This is a genomic window from Protofrankia sp. CiP1_Cm_nod4 (assembly GCF_982290645.1).
On the sequence record NZ_CEVIVC010000124.1, the window covers coordinates 1 to 8,706 of the forward strand.

Annotated in this window: 8 protein-coding genes and 1 riboswitch; of the genes, 4 read left to right on the forward strand and 4 right to left on the reverse strand. The window is 69.3% G+C overall.

What is annotated here, in order from left to right; all coding sequences use genetic code 11:
• On the reverse strand, positions 1-1,289 hold a 1,289-nt coding region (locus AC5LSR_RS19015; protein ID WP_493468753.1), incomplete at its 3' end, for a 4-hydroxybenzoate 3-monooxygenase.
• Between the two features lie 523 nt (positions 1,290-1,812).
• Positions 1,813-1,988: riboswitch (cyclic di-AMP (ydaO/yuaA leader) on the forward strand.
• A gap of 185 nt (positions 1,989-2,173) precedes the next feature.
• On the opposite strand from AC5LSR_RS19015, the gene AC5LSR_RS19020 reads away from it, so the two are divergent.
• On the forward strand, positions 2,174-3,151 hold the full coding sequence (locus tag AC5LSR_RS19020; RefSeq protein ID WP_250292879.1) for a C40 family peptidase: 978 nt from the start codon (positions 2,174-2,176) through the stop codon (positions 3,149-3,151).
• Between the two features lie 403 nt (positions 3,152-3,554).
• On the opposite strand, the gene AC5LSR_RS19025 is transcribed toward AC5LSR_RS19020, so the two are convergent.
• The gene (locus AC5LSR_RS19025; protein WP_250292881.1) at positions 3,555-4,202 is read right to left on the reverse strand and encodes a CE1 family esterase; all 648 of its coding nucleotides are present in this window, start codon (positions 4,200-4,202) and stop codon (positions 3,555-3,557) included.
• 258 nt (positions 4,203-4,460) lie between these two features.
• Here AC5LSR_RS19025 and AC5LSR_RS19030 point away from each other — a divergent pair, with 258 nt between their 5' ends.
• Positions 4,461-4,988 carry a MarR family winged helix-turn-helix transcriptional regulator gene (locus AC5LSR_RS19030; protein WP_250281923.1) on the forward strand — a complete coding sequence of 176 codons (528 nt, stop codon included), beginning with the start codon at positions 4,461-4,463 and terminating at the stop codon, positions 4,986-4,988.
• A gap of 111 nt (positions 4,989-5,099) precedes the next feature.
• Here AC5LSR_RS19030 and AC5LSR_RS19035 read toward each other — a convergent pair whose 3' ends face one another.
• Entirely contained in the window at positions 5,100-5,846 is a 747-nt protein-coding gene (locus tag AC5LSR_RS19035; protein WP_250281925.1) for a type 1 glutamine amidotransferase, read from the reverse strand.
• 55 nt (positions 5,847-5,901) lie between these two features.
• Positions 5,902-7,167: a MurT ligase domain-containing protein gene (locus AC5LSR_RS19040; RefSeq protein ID WP_250292884.1), complete on the reverse strand. Its 1,266-nt coding sequence runs from the start codon at positions 7,165-7,167 to the stop codon at positions 5,902-5,904.
• Positions 7,168-7,672: 505 nt separating this feature from the next.
• Here AC5LSR_RS19040 and AC5LSR_RS19045 point away from each other — a divergent pair.
• Both AC5LSR_RS19045 and tadA read left to right on the forward strand, forming a co-directional pair.
• The gene (locus AC5LSR_RS19045; protein WP_250292887.1) at positions 7,673-8,158 is read left to right on the forward strand and encodes a tRNA adenosine deaminase-associated protein; all 486 of its coding nucleotides are present in this window, start codon (positions 7,673-7,675) and stop codon (positions 8,156-8,158) included.
• 1 nt (position 8,159) lies between these two features.
• Positions 8,160-8,651 carry a tRNA adenosine(34) deaminase TadA gene (gene tadA, locus AC5LSR_RS19050; protein ID WP_250281928.1) on the forward strand — a complete coding sequence of 164 codons (492 nt, stop codon included), beginning with the start codon at positions 8,160-8,162 and terminating at the stop codon, positions 8,649-8,651.
• Positions 8,652-8,706: the final 55 nt, after the last annotated feature.

Below are 8,706 nucleotides of genomic sequence, written 5' to 3' on the forward strand. Positions count from 1 at the left end.
GGGGAGAGGGGGGAGGGGGAGAGGTAGTGTTCCGCGAATTCGGCGGCGGCGACCGGTGAGGTCCGGAGGCGGTCCAGGCGAACGTCCTGCAGGCGCCGGGCGAACGGGTCGGCGAGCTCGACGTTGACCATCCGTAAAAGTTTCGCCGATGCTTCCTGTGCCAGCCAGGCCCGGCCCTGGCACACCTCGGAGTAGGCGTCCAGCGGGCGTTCGTCCGCGTCGTGCAGGGCTGCCACCACCGCGAGCGCGAGTGTCTCGCCGTCAACGATGGCGAGCCCGGCGCCCTTGGCCGCCGCCGGTGGTACCCGGCGCGCGGCGTCCCCGGCCAGTACGAGGCGCCCGAAGCGCATCGGTTCGTAGAAGACCGAGTCCATCGTGATGACGTTCGGCGGCTCCAGCAGCGGCCCTTCCGCCAGTTCCCAGTCGGCGTCCACGGCGAGCCGGGCGTGCAGTTCCGCCCAGATCCGCCCGGCCGGCCAGGCCGCGGCGTCGGCGGTGGCCTCCACCTGTAGGTAGAAGCGGCTTGTCCGGTGGTCGCGCAGCATGTGGCCGGCGAACCCCCGGGGACTGACCCCATAAATGATCTTATCGGTGGACGGGGCGACCGCGGCCAGGACCGCGAGCCAGGCCCATGCGCTGTCGCGCTGCCGGATGGAGCGTAACGCGCCCTCGGGGATCGATCCTCGGGAAACACCATGATGGCCGTCGCAGCCCGCGATGAAACGGCTTTCCACCACCTGCCGCTGCCCGCCGGCCGTGACGAAGGAGACGGCGGGGTGGTCGGAGGCCAGCGCGCCCAACATCACGTCAGTGACGCCGAACTCGATGACGCCACCCGCGGCAAGGTAGGCGGCAACCAGGTCGGCGACAAGCTTCTGCTGCGGGTAGACAACGTGGTGGCGTCCGCCCGCATGGCGAGCATACTCGACGACAAACGCTCTGCGACGATGTCGGAACTCACAGTCGTGGTGCGGCACACCTTCGGCTCGCAGGCCGTCGGCGAGCCCGTTGCGCTCCAGGGCGTCCACCGCCGCCGGCCCGAGCAGCCCGGCGCGTGGACGGCTTTCCACCCTGGCCCGACTGGCGGCCTCGAGCACGAGCGTGTCGATACCCCGACGAGCCAGCACGACCGCGGCCACCAGGCCCGCGACACCCGCGCCAATCACAACAACGCCCACCCGGCGAGGACGCGGCCGGGAGGCGGGCGCGTCCGGCTGGCGCACACCACGCCCGTCCGGCACGGACCCCGACGCGGACCGCGTCATGGCGAGCGCCTCCCCGGGGAGCATCGGCACGATTCCTGATCATCCGTCACGCTGCCCTGATCACGTGACTGACCTGGAAGGACCGATCCGGACGAGGCACTGCCAGAGTACGACGTCACATTCCGACACGCGTCAGAAGGCCGACAACTCGGCATCAACCAATCGGACAATTTTCGCAAAAAGAGCAGAGTACCGCCAATGGGCAGCCTTGATCGCTACTTAACGTAGCAGTATTGCTCACTATCTGTACTCGAAGGCTCCTGGTCGACCGTCTGTCGCCGCTATGGCGTATTGTCATCCTCCGCATCCCGCAAGTCACGGAAAGCGGCACGTCAGTCGGGCGACCGAAGGCCACAAGCCAGCCGGTCGCACCCGGCGCCGCCCCGGCCGGCGAAGGAGGATGGGGTAGAAGAGCCGGTTATGACACTTCATACAACTACTTGGGGTAGTTGTGAGGGACTAGTGTTTACTAGCGCCATCCGTATGAACTAGTCTCGCGCCGACGTCACGACGCACCGGGCCGAACTGCCGAATCCTGCCCACGGTCCCGGTGTTCCCTCCGAGTCGTCACCAGGGCAGGAGCGGGGGACCCATCCTCCACCGGACGGCATCGAACCGCGGTGTCGCCCTCGGGGTGAAGTGTGCAGCGCGATGGTCGCGCGACCCACCGGGCAGCCCAGCCCGAACCCGACAGCTCACCTCGCAGGCGAACGGGAAGGATCACAACCTTGTCTGCGCATGATGTGCAGCCTGATCCAGCAGTACGATCGCGTTCGTCGCAGGCGGCTGCGCCGTCGTCCCGCCAGCACCCGATCGACCGGCACGTCGACCGTCCGGCACGCGGCCGGCATCGCGCGCCCGCGCCGCAGCCCGGAACGGGCCGCTCGCGAGCCCGGGCCGCTGTCGCCGTGGTGACCACCGGTACCGTCGCGGTGTCCGGTGTCGCCCTGGCCGGATGCGCCACGGCCGACTCGAACTCCGACGATGCCTCCGTCACCTCGCCGATAACGCTTGGATCACAGTTCGGCAGCCAGGCGTCACTGGCCAACCTGCGCACCTCGACCATCAATCCGCTGTCCACGGGTGGTTCCGGATCGGTCACCAGCCAGGTACTCAACCAGACCGACCTGCATCCCAAGAACGGCGTCGTGCTCAAAGTCACGAATCCGGACGTCTCCGTGAAGGCCGACCAGCCGGTGGAGATGGGGTTCTCCCTCGAGGACGCGGTCACCCACGCACCGCTGGTCAATCAGCTTGTCAAGGTCCAGGTGAAGCTGCCGGAGGGATGGGCCACCTTCAAGCACCTCTACACCAACGAGCAGGGCTTCACCAGCTACACCGCGAAGGTTCTCACCACCACGCAGATCACTGCGATTTTCGACGGGACCGACGCCCTGCGCTCGACACGGTCGACGAACGTCGGCACGTTGACCGTGATTCCCAACACCCCGCCCGTGCAGCGCTCTCCCCAGATCACTGGCCTCGATGCCCCGACCATGAGCAACGCCATCTCGGGCGCGCTCGCGGCCGCCAGCTCGCTGGGTGAACGGGCGGTGTATCTCGCGGCCCAGCAGGCCGGGAAGCCCTACGTCTATGGCGCTGAGGGCCCCTACACGTTCGACTGCTCAGGACTGGTCCAGTACGTCTTCAAGCAGCTGGGACGCAACATCCCCCGCACCGCCGAGGGACAGTACGAGGCGACCACCAGGATATCGCAGTACAACAAGCAGCCAGGTGACCTGATTTTCTACGGCGCACCAGGTAACATCTACCACGTCGGTATTTATGCGGGCGATGGTAAGATGTGGGTGGCACCCAAGTCAGGTGATGTCGTCTCGCTGAGGGCCATCTATACCACGTCATATTCCGTCGGCCGGGTTTTCTGAGCGAACCGGTCAGCCCGCGTCCACATCCGGCTGTCAGTACGCGGCTTCGCGTAGTGGCAACCAATATACTGTAGAAACAATTCACAGGCGGGTTCCCGCGCGGCCTCCCCCTCCGATTGTGCGTGAACCTTGCCGCCAGGTCGATCTTGTCGACGTCGACACCGGCCTGGCGGCGCTCCGCGGCATCCCGCGATGATGACTTCCGCTGGTTGGACCGAGCCAACCCCCCCAGCTCGGAAAGCCCGGCGGAACAAGAGGCTTCCGTCGGCCGGTCGTACTGGACCCCCCCCACAGTCCGGCCGGTCGGCGGGAGCCGCCCTCTCCCACCGACCGGATGCGCGGCCGAGGCTGGAACCTCATCAGACGCCTTCTCCGCGGGCCTCCCAACCCCGGATGCCCGCTCCTACGCCTTGGGCTTCCTGGAGAAGTCCCACAGGCTGCGCGTGACCTGCTTGTCCCACGTCCCGTCGACATGCTGGACATGGGTTCCCGACGGGCAGTTCGGGACCTGCCCGACCGGCCCCACCACCGCGACGGCGGCGAACTTCAGGTTGTTGTCAGGCGCCCCGCAGGCAATCGTGAGGGCGGCCCGCCCACCTTCGCCAAGACCCCAGATGTAGATCTTGGACTGGTCGATCTTCGACCGCTTCTCCGACACGTAGCGCACGACGTCACGCAGGTACTGCACGTCCGCGCCCCGGGGGTCGTCCAACCTCCATTCGCCGTCCACGGCTTCCGGGTAGACCACGGCGAAGTGCTGCCGGTCGGCAAGCGTCGAGGCTTCGGTGATCTTTTCGATCGCAGCCGCGTCGCTGTTGTTGTCATGCAGGACGAGGACCAGCGGCAGGGGCTTGCCGGGGTCGGCGTCGGCATGAACGGCGAGCTCGCGTTCGGCGGAGGCGTACCCCGCCGGTATCTTCGCCCGCTCGGTATCCGGGCTACCCGAGCGAGACACGTAGATCCAGGCGACCACGAGCACGGCACCGATGATCAGCACCCGCTTGCGGTTCTTGGCCCATAGCTGTTTCCCGGCTTTCAGCGGATTCGACACCACGAGACAACCGAACCACACCAGGAGCCGTCGATTCGGCAGATTCGCCTCGCGTCGCGGGCAAGTCGGGGCCACCCGGAGTGCGCTGTCTCACACCCAGTCAGCTTGCGATACCGATTGACTACTAAAAGTAGTCAAACAGGCATGTCCGGTACGGCAACCACGGCACGGCTCGTTCGTTGACGTGGTGTATCCACCAGAATCTCGACAACATCGGATTGCGGGGCATACGGCTGCCGGAACAGGGGTGAGGCCGAAGTGGACAGTGGTCAGGAACTCGACCATCGACTGATCAAGATTGAACACGAGCTGTCGGTGTTCGGCCGGCGCGCCGAACGCTTCCGGATGGCCATCGCCGGCGAGTCCGGGACGGTTCTGGACCGCTCCGCCTACCTGCTGCTCAGCCACATCCACGAACACGGCGCCGTACGGCTGACCACCCTGGGCACGGTGTTCGCCCTGGACATCTCCACGGTGAGCCGCCAGATCGCCGCGCTTGTCACGGCCGGGCTGGTGGAACGCGCCACCGATCCCAGCGACCGGCGGGCGACGCTGGTGAGACTCAGCACCCGCGGCCAGCAACGCTACCTCGCCACCCGCTCCGCACGGGTAGAAAAAATCAATACCCTGGTACGCACCTGGGACCAGGAGGAACTCGGTGTCTTCGGCGCGCTGCTGAGCCGGCTGAACGTGGCGATCGCCGAACACGACCGCGCCCATCTGCCGCCGCAGCACGACGAGCCGTGTCCCGCACCCGCCACCCCGCCGGCCGTCAGGACGGACTGACGGCCGACGGCCGGGCACCGGGCGACAGGCCGCTCCCCCCGCGTCCGGGCGCAGGCCCCCCGGCTGCTTCCCGCGCCCACCGAAGGTTCCCCGCGGCCGCCCGGCCCCGGGTCAGGCATGGACGTCCAGGGCGTGCAGGCGTGCCTGGCGCAGCACCTCCGTCTCCGGCGGGCCGGCCAGTTCCGGCAGCCAGCCATGCACCCAGGACAACAGCAGGTCGGCCAGGGCCGGGTTCTGCGCGAGGACCGGACCGTGCAGGTAGGTACCGATCACACGGCCGTCCACGACACCGTCGGTGTGGTCCGGGGTACCGTTACCGACCCCCTTGCGCACGATCCCGAGCGGCCGGCCGTGCCCGTTGGGCAGTGCCCGGGTACGTCCCCCGTGGTTCTCGTAGCCGAGCAGCAACGGCAGCTCGAGCTCGGGGACGGGCTCGACGACGATGTCACCGACCGCGCGTGGCGGCACCGGCTGCTCGAACGAGCGTCGCGTCTCCACGTCCACCAGGCCCAGGCCGTCGTGGATACGGCCCTCACCGGCGGGGAAGGACGCACCGATCACCTGGTATCCGGCGCACACCGCGAGCACGGCCGCGCCCTGGGCCACCGCGTGCGCGATCGCGCTGTTGCGGCGCAGCCCCTCGGCGGCCAGCACCTGCGGCTCGTCCTCACCGCCGCCGAGCAGATAGATGTCGCAGCCGGCCGGCACCGGCTCCCCGGCCGGGACGCCGATCACCTCGGCCGGCAGGCCACGCCAGCGCAGCCGCTGCGCCAGCACGGTCGCGTTGCCGCCGTCGCCGTACGTCCCGAGCAGCTCCGGGTAGATCAGGGCGATCCGGGTCGCCGACTCCCGGCTCATGCCGCGGCCCCGGTCATGTCACCGTGGATGGTCACCTTTTTGGTCACCTTTTTGGTCAACTGTTCGTCCTCACCGGGGCGACCCGCCCCAGGATGTCGCGGAAGGCGGTGTAGTTCGCGACCACATCGACGATCTTCTCGTCCAGAACCGCCGCCGCGCTCTCGGCATCGGGATGGACCGTGTGCGGGATCTCCGCGTATGCCAGCCGGACGCTCATGTCCTCCTTGCGCCCACCGGTGACCAGCACCCGCCGGCCCCGCAGCCGCTCGAACGGGACATCCCAGATCCACGACGGGTCACGCCCGTCAGCGGTCTGCGCGTTGAAGTCAACGATCACCGGCCGGGTGGGCGTGCTGTTGAGCAGCTCCATCATCTCCACCCAGCCGGCCGGGTTCTTCGCCAGCAGCAGCCGCCCGCGGGTACCGGAGTCGCCGAGCTCGACCTCCTGGTAGCGGCCCTGGACGTCCTCAAGGCCGGTCATCGCGGCCAGCGCCTGCTCGACCTCGACCCCGAAGAGCTTCGCCGCCGCGGCGGCCATCGCCGCATTGCCGAGGTTCACCCGGCCGGGCAGGTCGATCGACGCCGTGAGGTGACGGCCGAACCAGAGCAGCTCGTGCGGCCCGGTGACCGAGACAAGGGGCTCAGGCCGGGCCAGCCCGCAGCCGCACCACCAGCCCGTGGCGTTGCGGTGCAGCAGGCTGGCGCACTGCGGGCACACCATCGCGTCCGCCGTCCAGTTCTGGCCCGCCGACACCCAGACCTGGTTCGACCAGCCGGCGGCGGCCCAGGCCACCAGCGGGTCGTCGGCGTTGGCGATCGCGGTCGCGCCGGGCAGCTCGGCGCCGAGATCACGCCAGAGGCTCGCGATCCGCCGGGTCTCGTTCGACCGGTCGAGCTGGTCACGGCTGATGTTGAGCAGGATGACCGCGCGGGGCTGGATCTGCCTGGCCACTTTGGGCAGCCAGATCTCGTCCACCTCGAGCGCGGCGGCCGCGTCGTAGGGCGGCTTGGACAGGGCGGCCAGCACGCCCGCCGCCATGTTGGCGCCACCGCTGTTGCTGCGGACCGGGCCGAGCGTGCCCAGCGCGCGGGCCAGCAGCCGGGTGGTCGTGGTCTTGCCGTTGGTCCCGCTGACGCAGGCCACCAGCTGCCCGGCCGCGACCTCGGACAGGATCTCCGGGGAGACCCGCAGGGCAAGCTTGCCGCCGATCATCTCACCGGATCCGCGTCCCAGCTGGCGGGAAGCCGAGGACGCGAGTTTCTCCACAGCAAGGGCGGCACGGGTGCGGGCGGAGAACCGGCGCGGGAAGGGTGTGCTCATCGCCTCCCCAGCGTGCCACGGGCCGCCGCGCCGGTGACCGACACCCCGTCATACCCGTCCCATGTCGGTCCCGGACCAGCTCCAGAGCGGCCTCGGAACATCCTCCGGGCAGTGGCGAACAGGCGGGGTACGAGTGTGGTACGAGGTGTGATAAGACGTGCGCCGGACGGCTGTCCACCAGGCATGTCCGGCAAGGGCGCGCCCCATCGGGGCAGGTACGGCAAAGGCAGGCACGACAGGGGTGCGTCGCGGGCGGGACATCACTGTCCGGGCGGGACAGAGCAGGGTACGGCAGGGTGACGCGAGCGGACGGCCGTCATGGACCGAGCAGCCGGTCCGTAGGGACCGCTACCGCTGTGCCCCGTCGTGACAAGCGGCCCGGGCGGGGATGCGGCCCGGCCGGGGACCGCGGGCCGCCGGCGCCGGGCGGACGCTCGGAGCCAGTGGCCGCCGGGTGGGCACTCGGAGTTGGTATGGACGCGACACAAGACCGTGGGAGAACTCGGTGACCCAGAAAGCCAGCGCCATCGGCCGCATCCGCGGACGCTGGAGCGCGCATGAGATCGACCTCGACAACATCGACGACCTTGACATACTTGCGGAGCTGCTGCACGACATCTCCCCCGAGCTCGCCGTCGCCTTCGTCGAGGAGGATGACGAGTACCTGGGCATCGTGCGGGTGGAAGGCGACATCAGCGACCCACGGGTGTTCCTGTCCGACCACCGGGTGCTGTTCACCTCGGCCCTCGCCGACCGGCTCTTCGCCAGCGCGCTGCCACCGGTGGGCCGGCGTGGCCTCGACGACGACTCCGACGACACACCGGCCGGCGGACAGCCCGTCGGTGACCTCGACCTGCTCGCCGATCTCGGCACGGACGCCGACACGCTACTCGAACTGATCACGGAAGAGGGCCTCCTGCCGGCGGACGTGGTGACGGCGATCAGCGAGCGTGCCGGTTGCGCCGACATCCTGGACGAGATCGGGAGCTGACATGGGGGGCCTCCCCCACCCGGGCACGCCCGGCCTCGCCGCGCTGATGGGCGCCGCCCTGGCAGAGGCGCGGCGGGCCCTGACAACCGGGGACGTCCCGGTCGGCGCCGTGGTCGCCGACGCCGACGGAACGATCATCGGCCGGGGCCGCAACGCCCGCGAGGCCGAGCGGGACCCGACCGCCCACGCCGAGGTCGTGGCGCTGCGCGCCGCCGCGGCACATGCCGGCACCTGGCGGCTGCCCGGGACGACCCTGGTCGTCACCCTGGAGCCGTGCGCGATGTGCGCGGGCGCGCTGCTCCTGGCCCAGGTGGGCCGCCTCGTCTACGGCGCGTACGACCCCAAGGCAGGCGCCGCCGGCTCGCTGTGGGACACCGTCCGCGACCCACGCCTCCGCCACCGCGCCGAGGTGGTCACGGGCGTGCGGGAACAGGAGTGCGCGCGCCTGCTGGCGGACTTCTTCGCGGCCCGCCGGAACCGGCCGCCATCCTGATCACGAACCGAGCGGCACGGAACCACGATCCGGAAAACACGAACCGCGCCACCGT